A 15,573-nucleotide genomic window follows, 5' to 3' on the forward strand; every position below is an offset into this window, starting at 1 on the left:
CGCTCCCGATCTCCACCCCTGCCGCCGCCGAGTCAGCGCGGGCGCCTGATCCCGCGATGCGTTTCGAACCGGTTGCGGCAGCGGCGCCCGCTCATCGCGACCTGCTGGCGCATCGCCGCCCGGCCACGAACGAAGAAATCGAGGCCCTGGCCTTCGAGACGCAATCGCTGCCGGAGACCGGGGCGCGTGAGCACGATCTGGGCGCGGACGGGGCGCCGGGGCTGGATTTCGATGCCGACAGCGGACCCGCTACCGATGTGCCCGGCGAGACCCGCGGCGCCACGCCGGCTGCAGGCCGCCCCGATCCCTATGGTCTCGAAATGATCGATCCCGGCGGGTTCGACCTGTACGATCCGCCTTCCGAGACCGCTGGGCCGACCGACGATGACCCGAACGACAGCGTGGAGATCCGTCTCGATCTCGCCCGAATGTACCTTGACATGGAAGACAGCGCCGCCGCCCGCGAGCTGCTTGTCGATGTGCGAACGCGGGGCGACGACGCCCAGCGCGACGAGGCCGAGCGACTGCTCGAGCGCCTCGATTCCTGAGCGGCATGGACCTGCTCGGGGCGGGGCCGCCTGATGCGCTGGGCCGCCTGCATTGAATACGACGGTTCCGCGTACAGCGGCTGGCAGAGCCAGCCGCATGCGCCCAGCGTGCAGGACAGCCTCGAGGCGGCATTATCGAAGGTGGCCGATGAGCCGATCCGCACCATTTGCAGCGGACGCACCGACAGCGGGGTGCATGCGCAGGGCCAGATCGTGCATTTCGACACCCGGGCCGAGCGTCGCGATCGCAGCTGGCTGCTGGGCAGCAATCGCTGGTTGGCCGACGATATCGCGCCGCAGTGGTTCGTGCCCGTGCCGGAAACCTTTCATGCCCGCTTCCATGCGATTGCTCGCGATTACCGCTACTGGATCATCGATCGCGATGCGCCGTCGGCGCTCTGGCGCAATCGTGTCTGGCACGTGCACAAACGCCTGGACCACGAGGCCATGCACGCCGCAGCGCAGGCACTCGTCGGCCGGCACGACTTCAGCGCGTTTCGCGCCGCGGGCTGTCAGGCCAAGAGCCCGGTTCGCCAAGTACATCATGTCAGCGTCACCCGTCTCGGCGACTGGGTGCGCATCGACGTGCGGGCCAATGCATTCCTGCATCACATGGTGCGTAACATTGCCGGCACGCTGGCCGTGGTCGGGCGCGGCGAGGCGGCGCCGGCATGGGTGGGCGAGTTGCTGGGCGGCCGGGATCGGCGCCGCGCCGGCATGACCGCGCCAGCGGCGGGTTTATCGCTGCGGCGCGTGCATTATCCCGAAGATATTCAATTGCCCGAACCGCCCCTCGATGACGCGGGCTGGTAAAATGATAGGTCTATGACAGCCCTCGATACAGCCGAGCCGATCACGGTCAACCGTGTGCGCACGAAGATCTGCGGCGTGCGCTCCGTCGCCGATGCGCGCGCGGCGGCCTCGGCCGGGGCGGATGCGGTCGGGCTGGTATTTGCGGCAGCGAGCAGTCGGCGCATCACGGCGGCACGGGGCGCCGTGATCGCGGCGGCACTGCCGCCGTTCGTGTCACGGGTTGCGCTGTTCATGGACGACGATCCCGACGAGATCGTCCGGATCCTGGCCGCGGTCCCGATCGATGTCATCCAGTTCCACGGCGCCGAGTCGGCGGATTTTTGCAATGCCTTCGATCGCCCATACATCAAGGCTGTGCCGATGGGTGAGCCGGGGGTGGTCCTGACCGACTGGGCCGAGCGGCATCCGCGCGCCGCGGCTTTTCTGCTCGACGCGAATCGCGTCGGCGAGGCCGGCGGCCAGGGACGCGCGTTCGATTGGCAGGCCACGGTAGCGACGATCGATCGGCCGATCGTGATCGCGGGCGGGCTGACGCCGGGTAATGTGGGTGCAGCCATTGCGCGGTTTGCACCGTATGCAGTGGATGTCAGCAGCGGGGTCGAGAGCGAGCCCGGTGTGAAAAGCAGCGAACGCATGCGTGTGTTCGTCAACGCAGTAACCGAAATGGGTAAGGCATGAGTACGACGATATCCAAGGACCCGGCGAATCCCGCAGCCCACGGCCCGCACGCCTGGCGCGACATGCCCGATGCCCGGGGCCACTTCGGGCCGTACGGCGGCAAGTTCGTCGCCGAGACGCTGATGGCACCGCTCGACGAACTCGCCGCGGCTTATGCCGACGCCCGCCGGGACCCGGCATTCATGGCCGAACTGGATGCCGATCTGGCCGACTATGTCGGCCGGCCGACCCCGATCTACTACGCCGAACGCCTGTCGAAGGTGGTCGGCGGGGCGAAGATCTGGTTCAAGCGCGAGGATCTGAACCATACCGGCGCGCACAAGGTGAACAACACCATCGGCCAGGCACTGCTGGCCGCGCGCATGGGCAAGACGCGCATCATCGCCGAGACTGGCGCGGGCCAGCACGGGGTGGCCACGGCCACGGTCGCCGCGCGTCTGGGGCTTGAATGCGTGGTGTTCATGGGCAGCGAGGACATGCGCCGCCAGGCGACCAATGTCTACCGCATGCGCCTGCTGGGCGCCGAGGTGCGGCCGGTCGAGTCCGGCTCGAAGACGCTCAAGGATGCGATGAACGACGCGCTTCGCGATTGGGTCGCCAACGTGGACGACACTTTTTACATCATCGGCACGGTGGCCGGCCCGGCGCCGTATCCGGCGATGGTGCGCGACTTTCAGGCGGTGATCGGCCGCGAGGCGCGCCGCCAGATGCTGGACCGAACCGGGCGCCTGCCGGACGCGCTGGTGGCCTGCGTGGGGGGCGGATCGAACGCGATCGGCCTGTTCCATCCGTTCCTCGACGATGAAGAGGTCGCCATCTACGGCGTGGAAGCGGGGGGCGACGGCATCGCCAGCGGCCGGCACGCGGCACCGCTTTCGGCCGGGCGCTCGGGCGTGTTGCACGGCAACCGCACCTACCTGATGCAGGACGACAACGGCCAGATCCAGGGCACGCATTCGATCTCGGCCGGGCTGGATTATCCCGGCGTCGGGCCCGAGCATGCCTGGCTCAAGGACATTGGCCGGGCGCACTATGTCGATGTCACCGACGCCGAAGCGCTGGCCGCGTTTCATGAATGCACTCGCATCGAAGGCATCATGCCGGCACTGGAGTCGGCCCATGCCGTCGCTTACGCCAAGAAACTGGCCGCCGGGATGAGCCCGGAGGCCAACATCCTGGTGAACATGTCGGGCCGGGGTGACAAGGACATGGCCAGCGTGGCCGAAGCCGAGGGAGAAACGCTTTGAGCCGTCTCGCCGATCGTTTTGCCGCACTCAAGCAGGCGCAGCGCACCGCGCTGATCCCTTTTCTGACCGCCGGTGATCCGGGGCAGGACGCGACCGTCGATTTCATGCATGCGCTGGTGGCGGCCGGTGCCGATGTCATCGAGCTGGGCGTACCGTTCACCGATCCGATGGCCGACGGCCCGGTGATCCAGGCGGCCTGCGAGCGTGCGCTGGCGCACGGCACGAGCCTGCGCGACGTGCTGGCCATGGTCGCGCGGTTTCGCGAACGCGATACCGACACGCCGGTGGTGTTGATGGGCTATTTCAACCCCATCGATTCCATGGGGCTCGAGGCATTCGGCGAACAGGCGGCGGCTGCCGGGGTCGACGGCGCGCTGATCGTCGACATGACCGCCGAGGAAGCGCCGGATATCGCGCCGAAGCTGCGGGTGGCCGGTGTCGACCCGGTCTGTCTGATCGCGCCGACCACCGGCGAGTCGCGCATTGGCCGGATCTGCGAAAACGCGGCCGGTTTTATCTACTATGTTTCATTCAAGGGCGTCACCGGTGCGTCGAGCCTGAACACCGACAGTCTGGCGGCCCAGATCGCGCCGATCCGGCGTGCGACGGGGCTGCCGGTCGGGGTGGGCTTCGGTGTTCGCACGCCGGACAACGCGGCGGCCGTGGCCGCGGTGGCGGATGCGGTGATCGTGGGCAGCGCGCTGGTCAGTCGGATCGCGGAACACGGGCACGATGTGGCCACGGCCACCGCGGAACTGCGCGAAACGCTGGCGGCGATGCGTGCCGCGATCGACCTGGCAGACGCCAAGCAACGGGACGAACGCGAACAGGAGGGCGAAAGCGTATGAGTTGGCTCGGAAAAATCATGCCATCGCAGATGCGAAACGATGCCTCTCGGCGCAAGAACAGCGTCCCGGAAGGCTTGTGGACCAAGTGCAGCAGCTGCGGCGCGGTGCTGTACACCGCCGAGATGGAGCGGACGCTGCATGTCTGCCCGAAGTGCAACACGCACCAGCGCCTGCGCGCCCGCCAACGTCTGGATTTCTTTCTCGACGCGGGCGATCGCACCGAGATCGCCCGCGATCTCGAACCGCGGGATCCGCTCAAGTTCCGCGACTCCAGGAAATACCGCGATCGCCTGTCGGCGGCGCAGAAGGACTCCGGTGAGCGCGAAGCGGTCATCATGATGACCGGCAGCCTCAAATCCATGCCGATCGTCGCCGGCGCCATGGACTTTCAGTTCATGGGGGGCTCGATGGGGAGCGTGGTCGGTGAGACGTTCGTGCGCGGCGTGCATGCCGCGATCGAGGCGAGTTCGCCGTTCGTGTTCTTCTCGGCCTCGGGCGGTGCCCGCATGCAGGAGGGGTTGTTCTCGCTGCTGCAGATGGGCAAGACCAGTGCCGCCCTCACGCGGCTGGCGGATCGCGGGCTGCCGTTCGTCTCGGTACTGACGCACCCGACCATGGGCGGCGTGGCGGCCAGTTACGCCATGCTGGGCGACATCAACGTGGCCGAACCCGAAGCGCTGATCGGCTTTGCCGGACCGCGCGTGATCGAGCAGACCGTGAAGCAGACGTTGCCGGAAGGCTTTCAGCGCAGCGAATTCCTGCTCGAGCACGGTGCCATCGACATGATCGTCGAACGTGCCGATCTACGCGATCGCATTCACCGCGTCGTGTCCACGCTCATGCATCGCCCGCCGGCGCCCGAGGAAGCCGAAACGCCCGAGGTGACGAGCCAGGCGTGAGCGAGCAGGACCCGCAGCGTCCGGCGTCTGCGCGCCGGACGCTGGCCCAGTGGCTGGATTACCAGCAGGCGATGCATCCGAGCGAGATCGAGCTTGGCCTCGGTCGCGTGCGCTCGGTGGCCGATCGGCTCGGCCTGATGCCGCCGCCGCATGCCACGATCACCGTGGCCGGCACCAACGGCAAGGGCAGCTGTGTGGCCCTGGTCGCGGGCCTGATCGGCGTGCGCGCCCGGGTCGGGTGCTACACCTCGCCCCATCTCTGGCGCTACAACGAGCGCATCGCCATCGACGGCGAGCCGGTCGGCGATGCGGCCCTGATCGCGGCCTTCGAGACCGTCGAGGCAGCGCGCGGCGGGACGTCCCTGACGTTCTTCGAGTTCGGCACGCTCGCCGCGCTCGTCATCTTTCGGCGCATGGCGGTCGATGTCGCCGTACTGGAGGTCGGGCTCGGCGGGCGGCTCGATGCGGTCAACATCGTGGATGCCGATGTGGCGCTGATCACGCAGATCGGTCTCGACCACACGGATTGGCTCGGCGATACCCGTGAGGCGATCGGTCGCGAGAAGGCCGGCATCATGCGCGCCGGGCGGCCGGCGCTCTGTGGCGACAGGCGTCCGCCGGACAGCATTGCGGCCGCGGCCACGGCCTGCGGCGCGCATCTGGCGTGTCTGGGCCGCGATTTCGAGTTGACGTGCGCGCCGCAACGCTGGACATGGTCGGATGGCGCGACCTGCCTCGATATCGTGCCGCATGCGGCCGTGCACCCCGACAATCTCGCCCTCGCAATCGCGGGCGCAGGCGCGGCCGGGTACCGGCCGGGCGCCGAGGATATCCGGCGCGCCTGCGCCCGGCAGGCATTACTGCCCGGACGGCGCGAAGTTATCGACGCTCCGATAGCGATCATCTACGATGTGGGCCACAACGAGGATGCGGTGGCTCTGCTGGCGGAATCGCTGCAGCAGCGGCCTGTTTCGGGACGGACACACGTGGTGCTGGGTATGTTGGCGGACAAACCGGTGGAAGCCGTCGGCCGGCGGTTGATGCCCTGGGCCGACGCGCTGTATCCGGCCGGACTCGACGGTCTCAGTACGCGCGGCTTGACGGGCGAGGCGCTGGCCGCGCGGCTGCGCCATGCCGGGCCTGTTCATGCCAGCCCCGAACAGGCGCTGGCCGCGGCGCAGGCAGCGGCCGTGCCGGGCGATCGTATCGTCGTCTGTGGTTCATTTTTCACCGTGGCGCAGGCGCGGAGTCCTGATCATGAATGACGTGATGAAAAAACGCCTGATCGGCGTTGCCATTCTGGTAATCATCGGCGTGCTCGCGCCGTTGCTGCTCTCGCGCTGCATGCATGGCGGCAGCCAGGACAACGGCCGCGGCTCCATGCGCGTGTATGACGTGCAGCCCGATGGCAAGGCGGAGCCGGCGGGTCACGATAACGACGATCAGGCAGGGGCGAGTCCGGCCATGGCACCATCGGCAGCCGGCGGCGACGAGAGTGGCGCCAGTCAGGGGCGCCCGCAGGCACCGACACCGGATGCGGTCTCGCCGCAGAGTAAGCAGGGCTTCTCCGTACCGCCGGTGCATGGCGGTAGCGGGTCGGCTTCGAAGCCTTCGGGTTCGCACGCACCGTCGAGCAAGCCGGCATCGGGCGTTGCATCCGCGAACAACGGGGCGGGCGGGAATCCGCATTCGGGATCGCATGATCACGGCGCGTCGGCCGCCGGCTCCGGCGCCGCCAGTGCTTCGTCGTCCAGCGGCTCCGGTCTGGAAAAATCCAGTATCCAGGGCTGGGTGGTGCAGGTGGCGAGCTTCAGTCAACAAGGCAATGCGGCGGACCTGGCAAACCAGCTCAAGGGCCGATTCCCGGTGTCATATGCCCCGGGCCAGGTCAACGGCAAGACCTGGTATCGCGTGAATGTCGGCCCGTTCGACAGCAAGCAGGCGGCACAGTCGGCGGCCGATCGGCTGAGCAAGGCCGGGCACAAGGGGCTGGTGCGCCAGTTGCCCTGATGCCACACCAGCCGCGGTTGCGCGCCCAATTTGTTATCATTGAGCGGTCTCGCTCCGGCGGCTGGCTGTCATGATCTGGATCGATGTCGCTATCGTTGTGGTGGTCGCATTGTCGGCGACCATCGGTTTCTTCCGTGGTTTTCTGCGGGAAGCCCTGGGTCTGGCGACGTGGGTCCTGGCCTTTTATCTGGCGTTTGTTCTGGCGGCGCCGGCGTCCGTCTATCTGCAGCGCTGGATCGATTCCGGTTCGGCGCGTCTGGCCGTGGCGTTCGCAATTGTCTTTCTCGGCGTGCTCGTCGCGGGCGCCATCTTCAATTACCTGCTGGGCCGGCTGATCAACCAGACCGGTTTCGCCGGTACCGATCGTGCCGTCGGGATCATATTCGGCGTGGTGCGCGGCGTGGCCGTGCTCATTGTTCTGGTCCTGCTGGCCGGTGTGACCCCCGTGCCGCGCGACAGCTGGTGGCAGCGCTCGATCTTCATCGGGCAGCTGGAGGCCGGCGCGCTCTGGGTGCGGGGTTATCTGCCGCCCGACATCGCCAACGCGATCACCTATCCCGATGCGCCGTCGACGCTGCCCGCGGGCCGCCCGACGACGACTTCGACCTGACGTTTTTCCTTCTCCAAACCGAGCGACTCGCTTATGTGCGGCATTGTTGGGATGGTCTCGACCTCCCCGGTCAATCAGGATATCTATGATGCGCTGACGGTGCTGCAGCACCGAGGCCAGGATGCGGCCGGCATCGTCACCACGGACGGCAGACGTCTATATCTGCGCAAGGACAACGGCCTGGTCCGGGATGTGTTCCGCACCGACCACATGCTGCGCCTGGTCGGCAACGCGGGCGTCGGGCATGTCCGCTATCCCACGGCCGGGCTGGATTCCACCGCCGAGGCGCAGCCGTTCTACGTCAACACGCCGTATGGCATCTGCCTGTCGCACAATGGCAATCTGACCAACGCCGACCAGCTCAAGGACGAACTGTATCGCTCGGACCGGCGGCATCTGAATACCGACTCCGATACCGAGATCCTGCTCAACGTGTTTGCCCACGAACTGATGCAGAGCGAGCGTCTACAGCTGGCGCCCGAGGATATCTTCGAGGCGGTGGCGGCGGTGCATCGCCGCTGTCGTGGCGGTTATGCGGCCACCGCGCTGATCACGGGTTACGGCCTGGTCGGCTTCCGCGACCCCAATGGCATCCGCCCGGCGGTCTACGGCAAACGCGAGACCGCCGAAGGCACGGATTACATGATCGCCTCGGAATCGGTGGCGCTGGACGCGCTCGGTTTCGAACGCATCGGCGATATCGGCCCCGGCGAGGCCGTGGTGATCACGCTCGATGGTGAGATCCACGTCCAGCAGTGTGCCGACCAGCCGTATCACTCGCCGTGCATCTTCGAATACGTCTATCTCGCGCGCCCGGACTCGGTGATCGACGATGTCTATGTCTACAAGGCGCGGCTGCGCATGGGTACCTATCTTGCCGACAAGATCCGGCGCGAGTGGCCCGATCACGACATCGACGTGGTGATCCCGATCCCCTCGACCAGCCGCACGGCAGCAGTGGAGCTGGCCAGCCAACTCGACGTGAAGTATCGCGAAGGCTTCATCAAGAACCGCTATATCGGCCGCACCTTCATCATGCCCGGCCAGCAGCAGCGGGTGAAATCGGTGCGCAAGAAGCTGAACCCGATCGACCTGGAGTTCGCTGGCAAGAACGTGTTGCTGGTCGATGACTCGATCGTGCGCGGCACCACCTCGCGCCAGATCATCGAGATGGCGCGCGACGCGGGGGCGAACAAGGTCTATTTCGCCTCCGCCGCGCCGCCGGTGCGCTACCCCAACGTCTATGGCATCGACATGCCCAGCGCGGCCGAACTGGTCGCGCATGGCCACTCCGACGACGAGATCGCCGAGATCATCGGTGCCGACAGGCTGATCTACCAGGATATGGATGATCTCAAGCGCGCGGTGTCGGTCGGTAACGACGCGCTACAAAGCTACGAGGATTCGGTGTTCACCGGCAACTACATTACCGCGGATGTATCGGCCGAGTATCTGGAACAGCTCGAGCTGTTCCGCGCGGATGCCACCCGCGAGGCGCGGCGCAAGAAGGACAACGCCGTGCTCGAAATCCATAACGACGCGTGACGAACGAGTTGTCCTCCGCCGTCGACAATCTCAAGCTCGCCGTACTCATCGATGCCGACAATGCGCCGTCGTCGCGCTGCGGCGAGTTGCTGGCGGAAGTCTCGACCTTCGGGCTGGCCAGCATCAAGCGGGCCTACGGCGACTGGACCACGACCAACCTGAAGGGCTGGAAGCGGGCCCTGCACGATCATGCAATCCAGCCTATCCAGCAGTTCGCCTACACCACCGGCAAGAATGCGACCGACGCGGCGTTGATCATCGATGCCATGGATCTGCTCCATCAGGCGCATCTCGACGGCTTCGTGATCGTCTCGTCGGACAGCGACTACACGCGTCTGGCCACGCGTATCCGGGAGTCCGGTCTCGCGGTTTATGGTTTCGGTGAGAAAAAGACGCCACCGGCGTTCGTCTCGGCCTGCGACCGGTTCGTGTTCACTGAAATCCTGGCGGCCGAACCGAGCCGTGACGAACCCGCGCCGACCGGCGATCCCAAGGAGTTGCGGCGTATGCTCACCACGGCCATCGAAGCGGTCTCGCGCGATGACGGCTGGGCGCCGCTGGGTGCGGTGGGCAGCTACGTGAACAAGAATCATCCGTCGTTCGATTCGCGCAACTACGGCTTTTCCAAGCTGAGCAAGCTGATGGAATCGCTGGATTACGTGACCCTGGATTTCCGTGAGTCGCGCAGCGACGCGGACACTCACATCGTTTACGTACGCTTGAAGTAGCGTCGCAACCGGCTCCGCCGGGCTTGATGCCGGCCCGCCCTCGGGCCATACTTGCCGCGCGCCGATTTGCACAGCTTGCGGGCGCGGATCGCTGTCCTTGCGATCGAAACATCAGCTAAGCGGGCGTCAAGAGGACACCGCCTGCTGCGTTCGCGCTTGCAGGTTTTTTTGTGCCCGCCGCTTCTCACAGGAGACGCCATGACTATTAATTACGACCCCGAGTGGGGCACCGCCACACGCGGTGTACGCGCCGGCACCCATCGCAGCCCCGAAGGCGAGCACAGCAGCGCCATCTATATGACCTCGAGCTTCGTGTTCGATTCGGCCGAGGCCTGTGCGGCGCGCTTTGCCGGCGACGAACCGGGCAACATCTATTCGCGTTTCACCAATCCGACCGTCGATGCCTTCTCTGACCGGCTGGCAGCGATGGAAGGCGGCGAGGCGTGTGTGGCCACCGGTTCCGGCATGGCCGCGATTCTGGCGACCTGTCTGGCCACGCTCGAGGCCGGCGACCATATCGTGGCCGCGCATACGCTGTTCGGTTCCACCATCGGTCTGTTCAACAACTACCTCGGCAAGCTCGGCATCCGGACCAGCTATGTCGCGCCGGATGACGTCGACGCCTGGCAGGCCGCGATCGAGCCGAATACTAAGATGCTGTTCGTGGAAACACCGTCCAATCCGCTGACCGAGATCGTCGATCTCGGCGCACTCGGGGCGCTCGCCGAGGCGCACGGCGCGAAGCTCGTGGTCGATAACTGTTTCTGTACGCCCGCGCTGCAGCGCCCGCTGGAACTGGGCGCGCATATCGTGACGCATTCGGCCACCAAGTATCTCGACGGCCAGGGTCGGGCGCTCGGCGGCGCGGTCGTGGGCGATGCGGATATCGTGGGTGACCAGGTCTTTCGTTTCCTGCGCACCTGCGGGCCGAGCATGAGCCCGTTCAATGCCTGGATCTTCTACAAGGCACTGGAGACGCTGGAAGTGCGGATGCGTGCGCATTGCGACGGCGCGGCCCGGCTCGCGCAATGGCTGGAAACCCAGCCCGGTGTGGCGCATGTCTATTACCCCGGTCTGGCATCGCATCCGCAGCATGAGCTGGCCGTAAAGCAGCAGCCGGGCGGCTTTGGCGGCATCGTGTCGTTCGATGTGAAGGGCGGGCGCGAGAGCGCGTTCAAGCTCATCAACTCGACCCGCATGCTGTCGATCACCGCCAATCTTGGTGACACCCGCACCACCATCGTGCATCCGGCCAGTACCACCCATGTCCGCATCTCGGCCGAGGATCGGGCCCGGGCCGGCATCGGCGAGGGTCTGATCCGGATCTCGGTGGGGCTGGAGAATGTGGACGACATCATCGCCGATCTGTGGCGCGCTCTGGCCGCTTGATGACGCCGGCCGACGTGCATGCCGCGCTGATGGCGCGTGACCCGCGGGCGAAATGTCTCGCCACGCGGGCGTTGCACGCGGCCGATTCCAGCGGGTTGTCGGTCGTGTCCGGCGAAGCGGAAGCCGTGCCGGTGCCGGGGCGCCCGGCGCGTCCGGCGTTGGTACATCCGGCCAAACTGGCGCGGCGCGGCCTGGGCTCGGATTATGGCCGCGCCGCGCTCATTCATGCCATCGCCCATATCGAGTTCAACGCGATCAATCTGGGGCTGGACGCGGCCTATCGCTATCGCGGACTGCCGGCTGACTATTACGCCGACTGGTTGTCGATGGCGGCCGACGAGTCACGCCACTTCGAGATGCTGAATGACCGGCTGGCCGATTTCGGCTATGCCTACGGCGATTTCGATGCCCACAACGGACTGTGGGAAATGGCGGTCAAGACCGCGCACGACCCGATGGTGCGCATGGCCCTGGTGCCGCGTGTACTGGAAGCGCGTGGGCTCGATGTCACACCCGGCATGATCGAAAAACTCAAGCGGGTCGGCGACGACAAGACCGTTGCCATCTTCGAGCAGATTCTGGCCGAGGAAGTGCCGCACGTGGAGATCGGCAGCAAGTGGTTTCGCTACTTCGCCGAGCCACGTGGGCTCGATCCGGACGAAACATTCTTCCGACTGCTCGATGAATACATGAACGGCGGCCCGCCCGGGCCGTACAACCTCGCCGCACGGCGCGAGGCGCGTTTTTCCGAGCCGGAACTGGACGAACTGACCGCGCGCGACGCGCGGCGACCGTAATCAGTCGATGAAGCGCCCGGCGTGGTCCAGCCGCCGGCGCGCGACGCCGTTATCGTCCACGACCAATACTTCGGCGCGGTCGTCGCGCCAGTCGGCCAGCACATAGCGTGCAATATCGCCGTCCAGATGATCGGCGGGCCGGTGGGTATGGCCGTGAATGATCCGCTGGGCCCGGTATTCGTCGGCCATGCCCGCCACGGTCGCCGCGTTCACATCCATGATGCGCATCGGCTTGCGGGTTTTCTCCCGAGCCGAACGGCGCCGCGCGCGCCTTGCCACCCTGCGCCGCAGCCACAACGGCAGGGCAAGGCGCCGTTGTCGCCAGCGGGCGTCAGTGTATCGGGCCCGAAATGCCTGGTGGGCGATGTCGTCGCTGCAGAACACATCGCCGTGGGCGAGCAGGGTGGGCACGCCGTGAAGCATGGCAACCGTCGGGTCGTCCAGGATCCGCATTCGGCTGCGCGACTCGAAGGTCGGCCCCACGGCGAAATCGCGGTTGCCGCGAATAAAAAACACCGGCACGCCAGTGTGGGCGAGTGCGGCGAACGCAGCCAGCGTGGCCGCATGCCGCGGAATCGAGCCATCGTCGCCGATCCAGACATCGAACAGATCGCCCAGCACATACAATGCATCGGCGGCCCGCGCCGGACCGCTCAGATAGCCGGCGAGCCGGCGCGCAGCCGGCTCGCGATCGTCGATCAGGTGCAGATCGGCGATGAAGTGGGTCGCGGCCACGGCGTGCCGATCAGACGATTTCCGCCGACTCGATGCGAACAGTGTCCCGCGGGACGTCCTGATGGAACGGCCCGGCGCCGCCAGTGGGCACCTTGGCGATGGCGTCGACCACTTCCATGCCCTCGACCACACGGCCGAATACGGCATAGCCGGGCCGTGTACCCATGTCGTTCAGCGCCTCGTTGTCTTCGAGATTGATGAAGAACTGCGAGGTGGCCGAATGCGGGTCCTGGGTGCGGGCCATCGACAGGGTGCCGCGCTCGTTGTCCAGCCCGTTGGCGGATTCGTTCTTGATCGGCGCGCGCGTGGTCTTCTGGTTGAAGTTTTCGTCGAACCCACCGCCCTGGACGACGAAGCCCGGGATCACGCGATGAAAGATCACACCGTCGTAGAAGCCGTCGCGGACATAGGTGAGAAAGTTCTCGGCCGAGATCGGGGCGTTGTGCTCGTCGACATCGATATGAATATCGCCGAGATTGGTCTTGAAGATCACCATGATGAACAGGCTCCGCGCAAAAACCGCTATTGTGCGGCAATGCGCCGGTGTTGCCTACGCCGGCACCGCACCGGTGGCCGGGGCTAGCGCCGCATCAAGCACCTCAAGACCCGCGTCGGGGTGATTGCCCTGTTCGGACAGCGCGCGCCGCCAGGCGCGACCGCCGGGCTGGGCATGGAACAATCCGAGCATGTGGCGGGTGACGCTTTTGAGCTGGCCGCCAGCGGCCAGATGGTTGGCGATATAGTCCCGCATGGCCTCGACCACATCCAGGCGTGAGGGCACGGGCGTATCGTCACCGAAAACGCGTGAATCCACCCCGGCCATCGCATAGGGGTTGCGATAGGCCTCGCGCCCGATCATCACGCCGTCGACATGTGCGAGTTGCGTTTCCGCCGTATCCAGATCGACGATGCCGCCGTTGATCGACATCGGCAGATCCGGAAAATCGGCCGCCAGCCGGTGCACGCGGGCATAGTCGAGTGGCGGCACTTCGCGGTTTTCCTTCGGCGAGAGGCCCGACAACCAGGCCTTGCGCGCATGCACGATCAGCCGGTCCGCGCCGGCCTCGGCCACGCGCGAGGCGAAATCGTGCAGGAATTCATAGCTGTCCTGATGATCGATGCCGATACGGGTCTTGACCGTCACGGGGATGGCGACGCCGGCCTTCATGTCGGCCACGCAATCGGCAATGCGCCCCGGCTCGGCCATCATGCAGGCGCCGAAGGCGCCGTTCTGGACCCGGTCCGACGGGCAGCCGACGTTGATGTCGACTTCGTCGAAGCCGGCGTTCTCGGCCAGCAGCGCGCAGTGCGCCATGGCCGCCGGATCGCTGCCGCCGAGCTGCAGCGCCAGCGGGTGCTCGTCGGCGTGATAATCCAGAAACCGGGCGGTATCGCCGTGGATGAGCGCGGCAGTGGTGACCATCTCGGTATACAGCAGCGCATGGCGCGTGATGCGGCGCATGAAGTAGCGCTGAGCCGGGGTGGTCCAGTCCATCATCGGGGCCACGGACAGGCGGGCGCCCGCGGGATTTCTGCGTGAATATTTGGTCATGCCGCGATTATCGCATCATGGCCGTCCAGACCAAATGGTGCGCTGCGTCGTTTCAGCCCGCACAATAGGCATGCATTCCAAGTCCGCATTTGCATGTATTCGCTGATTCGACCGGCGCTATTCGGCCTCGAGGCCGAGCGCGCGCATGAACTCACGCTGGGTGGATTGTCGCGCTTCCCCTCACTCGCGCATCGCCTGTATGGCGCGCGCGTACCGGCGCTGCCCACGACCCTGATGGGGCTGACCCTGCCCAATCCGGTCGGCCTGGCCGCCGGGCTCGACAAGAACGGCGCGCATGTCGACGGGCTGGCCGGTCTCGGCTTCGGTTTCATCGAGGTCGGCACGGTCACGCCGAAGCCTCAGCCCGGCAATCCGAAACCGCGCCTGTTTCGACTGCCCGAGCAGCGCGCGTTGCTCAATCGCTTCGGTTTCAACAACGCCGGGGCGGCCGCATTGGTGGCGCATCTGACGTCGTCGCGATACGACGGCGTGCTCGGCATCAACATCGGCAAGAACAAGGACACCCCGGCCGACAGGGCGGTCGACGACTATATATCGGCACTGGCCACGGTCTACGATGCGGCCCATTACGTCACCGTCAACGTGTCGTCGCCGAACACGGCGGGCTTGCGCGACTGGCAGGGCGAGGATGCGCTGGATGCGCTGCTGGCGGCGGTCGTGGCCGAGCGCAACCGGCTGGCCGAGGCGCGCGGGCGCTATGTGCCGCTCGCGCTCAAGATCGCCCCGGATCTGGACGAGGCCGGCATCGACGCGATCGTGGCCCGCCTACGTTATCATCGCATCGATGGCGTGATCGCGACCAACACCACGACGGCGCGTGCCGATCTGCCTCTGGCCTGGCGCGAGGCGGCGGGCGGGGTGAGCGGACGGCCCGTTCGAGCGGCCTCTGATCGCGTGATTACCGCGCTGCATGCACGTCTTGCCGAGGATATACCGATTATCGGGGTGGGCGGGATCATGAACGGCGCGGATGCGGCGGCAAAGATTGCGGCGGGGGCCCGTGCGGTGCAGATTTATACTGGGTTGATCTATCGCGGGCCGGCGCTGGTTAACGATTGTGTGACGGCGATTTCGCGAAATGAATGAGCCGGGACGGGGAAAGTGCTGTCATGTTTTCGTCACATAGTCCATGCAAAGTGTGGCTACCCTATTG

17 protein-coding genes are annotated in these 15,573 nt (G+C 66.1%); 14 read left to right on the forward strand and 3 right to left on the reverse strand.

Annotated elements, in window-relative coordinates; all coding sequences use genetic code 11:
• The 13 genes from ACS8YF_RS01205 to ACS8YF_RS01265 form a co-directional block, all read left to right on the forward strand.
• Positions 1 to 548, forward strand: a 548-nt coding sequence (locus tag ACS8YF_RS01205; RefSeq protein WP_440848393.1) for a FimV/HubP family polar landmark protein, incomplete at its 5' end; no start/stop codon positions are given.
• A 33-nt stretch (positions 549 to 581) separates the two neighbouring features.
• Positions 582 to 1,361, forward strand: coding sequence for a tRNA pseudouridine(38-40) synthase TruA (gene truA, locus ACS8YF_RS01210; RefSeq protein ID WP_440848394.1), 780 nt, complete (start codon positions 582 to 584; stop codon positions 1,359 to 1,361).
• Between the two features lie 12 nt (positions 1,362 to 1,373).
• Entirely contained in the window at positions 1,374 to 2,039 is a 666-nt protein-coding gene (locus tag ACS8YF_RS01215; protein WP_440848395.1) for a phosphoribosylanthranilate isomerase, read from the forward strand.
• Complete coding sequence (gene trpB / locus ACS8YF_RS01220; protein ID WP_440848396.1) at positions 2,036 to 3,286, forward strand: tryptophan synthase subunit beta; 1,251 nt, start codon at positions 2,036 to 2,038, stop codon at positions 3,284 to 3,286. Before ACS8YF_RS01215 ends, trpB begins: the two co-directional genes overlap by 4 nt.
• Positions 3,283 to 4,134 (forward strand): tryptophan synthase subunit alpha, encoded by an 852-nt coding sequence (trpA, locus tag ACS8YF_RS01225; protein ID WP_440848397.1) that lies wholly within the window; start codon positions 3,283 to 3,285, stop codon positions 4,132 to 4,134. The genes trpB and trpA overlap by 4 nt, the downstream gene beginning before the upstream one ends.
• Entirely contained in the window at positions 4,131 to 5,033 is a 903-nt protein-coding gene (gene accD, locus ACS8YF_RS01230) for an acetyl-CoA carboxylase, carboxyltransferase subunit beta (RefSeq protein ID WP_440848398.1), read from the forward strand. Before trpA ends, accD begins: the two co-directional genes overlap by 4 nt.
• Positions 5,030 to 6,298 carry a bifunctional tetrahydrofolate synthase/dihydrofolate synthase gene (gene folC, locus ACS8YF_RS01235; protein ID WP_440848399.1) on the forward strand — a complete coding sequence of 423 codons (1,269 nt, stop codon included), beginning with the start codon at positions 5,030 to 5,032 and terminating at the stop codon, positions 6,296 to 6,298. Before accD ends, folC begins: the two co-directional genes overlap by 4 nt.
• On the forward strand, positions 6,291 to 7,043 hold the full coding sequence (locus tag ACS8YF_RS01240) for an SPOR domain-containing protein (protein WP_440848400.1): 753 nt from the start codon (positions 6,291 to 6,293) through the stop codon (positions 7,041 to 7,043). Before folC ends, ACS8YF_RS01240 begins: the two co-directional genes overlap by 8 nt.
• A gap of 70 nt (positions 7,044 to 7,113) precedes the next feature.
• Positions 7,114 to 7,653 carry a CvpA family protein gene (locus ACS8YF_RS01245; RefSeq protein WP_440848401.1) on the forward strand — a complete coding sequence of 180 codons (540 nt, stop codon included), beginning with the start codon at positions 7,114 to 7,116 and terminating at the stop codon, positions 7,651 to 7,653.
• Positions 7,654 to 7,686: 33 nt separating this feature from the next.
• Positions 7,687 to 9,198 (forward strand): amidophosphoribosyltransferase, encoded by a 1,512-nt coding sequence (gene purF / locus ACS8YF_RS01250; RefSeq protein ID WP_440848402.1) that lies wholly within the window; start codon positions 7,687 to 7,689, stop codon positions 9,196 to 9,198.
• Positions 9,195 to 9,926 carry an NYN domain-containing protein gene (locus ACS8YF_RS01255; RefSeq protein ID WP_440848403.1) on the forward strand — a complete coding sequence of 244 codons (732 nt, stop codon included), beginning with the start codon at positions 9,195 to 9,197 and terminating at the stop codon, positions 9,924 to 9,926. Before purF ends, ACS8YF_RS01255 begins: the two co-directional genes overlap by 4 nt.
• Positions 9,927 to 10,124: 198 nt before the next feature.
• A complete protein-coding gene (locus ACS8YF_RS01260) occupies positions 10,125 to 11,315 on the forward strand; it encodes an O-succinylhomoserine sulfhydrylase (protein WP_440848404.1) in 1,191 nt (396 codons plus the stop codon).
• Entirely contained in the window at positions 11,315 to 12,112 is a 798-nt protein-coding gene (locus ACS8YF_RS01265) for a ferritin-like domain-containing protein (RefSeq protein ID WP_440848405.1), read from the forward strand. Before ACS8YF_RS01260 ends, ACS8YF_RS01265 begins: the two co-directional genes overlap by 1 nt.
• Here the strand turns inward: ACS8YF_RS01265 and ACS8YF_RS01270 are convergent, their stop codons facing one another.
• The 3 genes from ACS8YF_RS01270 to dusA are packed head-to-tail and all read right to left on the reverse strand — an operon-like array spanning position 12,113 to position 14,399.
• The gene (locus ACS8YF_RS01270) at positions 12,113 to 12,847 is read right to left on the reverse strand and encodes a UDP-2,3-diacylglucosamine diphosphatase (RefSeq protein WP_440848406.1); all 735 of its coding nucleotides are present in this window, start codon (positions 12,845 to 12,847) and stop codon (positions 12,113 to 12,115) included. It abuts the gene before it with no gap.
• Positions 12,848 to 12,857: 10 nt separating this feature from the next.
• On the reverse strand, positions 12,858 to 13,343 hold the full coding sequence (locus ACS8YF_RS01275; protein ID WP_440848407.1) for a peptidylprolyl isomerase: 486 nt from the start codon (positions 13,341 to 13,343) through the stop codon (positions 12,858 to 12,860).
• Between the two features lie 54 nt (positions 13,344 to 13,397).
• Positions 13,398 to 14,399, reverse strand: a complete 1,002-nt coding sequence (gene dusA / locus ACS8YF_RS01280; protein WP_440848408.1) for a tRNA dihydrouridine(20/20a) synthase DusA — start codon at positions 14,397 to 14,399, stop codon at positions 13,398 to 13,400.
• Positions 14,400 to 14,492: 93 nt separating this feature from the next.
• On the opposite strand from dusA, the gene ACS8YF_RS01285 reads away from it, so the two are divergent.
• A complete protein-coding gene (locus ACS8YF_RS01285) occupies positions 14,493 to 15,506 on the forward strand; it encodes a quinone-dependent dihydroorotate dehydrogenase (RefSeq protein WP_440848409.1) in 1,014 nt (337 codons plus the stop codon).
• The last annotated feature ends 67 nt before the right edge of the window (positions 15,507 to 15,573 follow it).

The organism is Salinisphaera sp. SWV1 (assembly GCF_052044155.1).
Lineage (GTDB): Bacteria > Pseudomonadota > Gammaproteobacteria > Nevskiales > Salinisphaeraceae > Salinisphaera.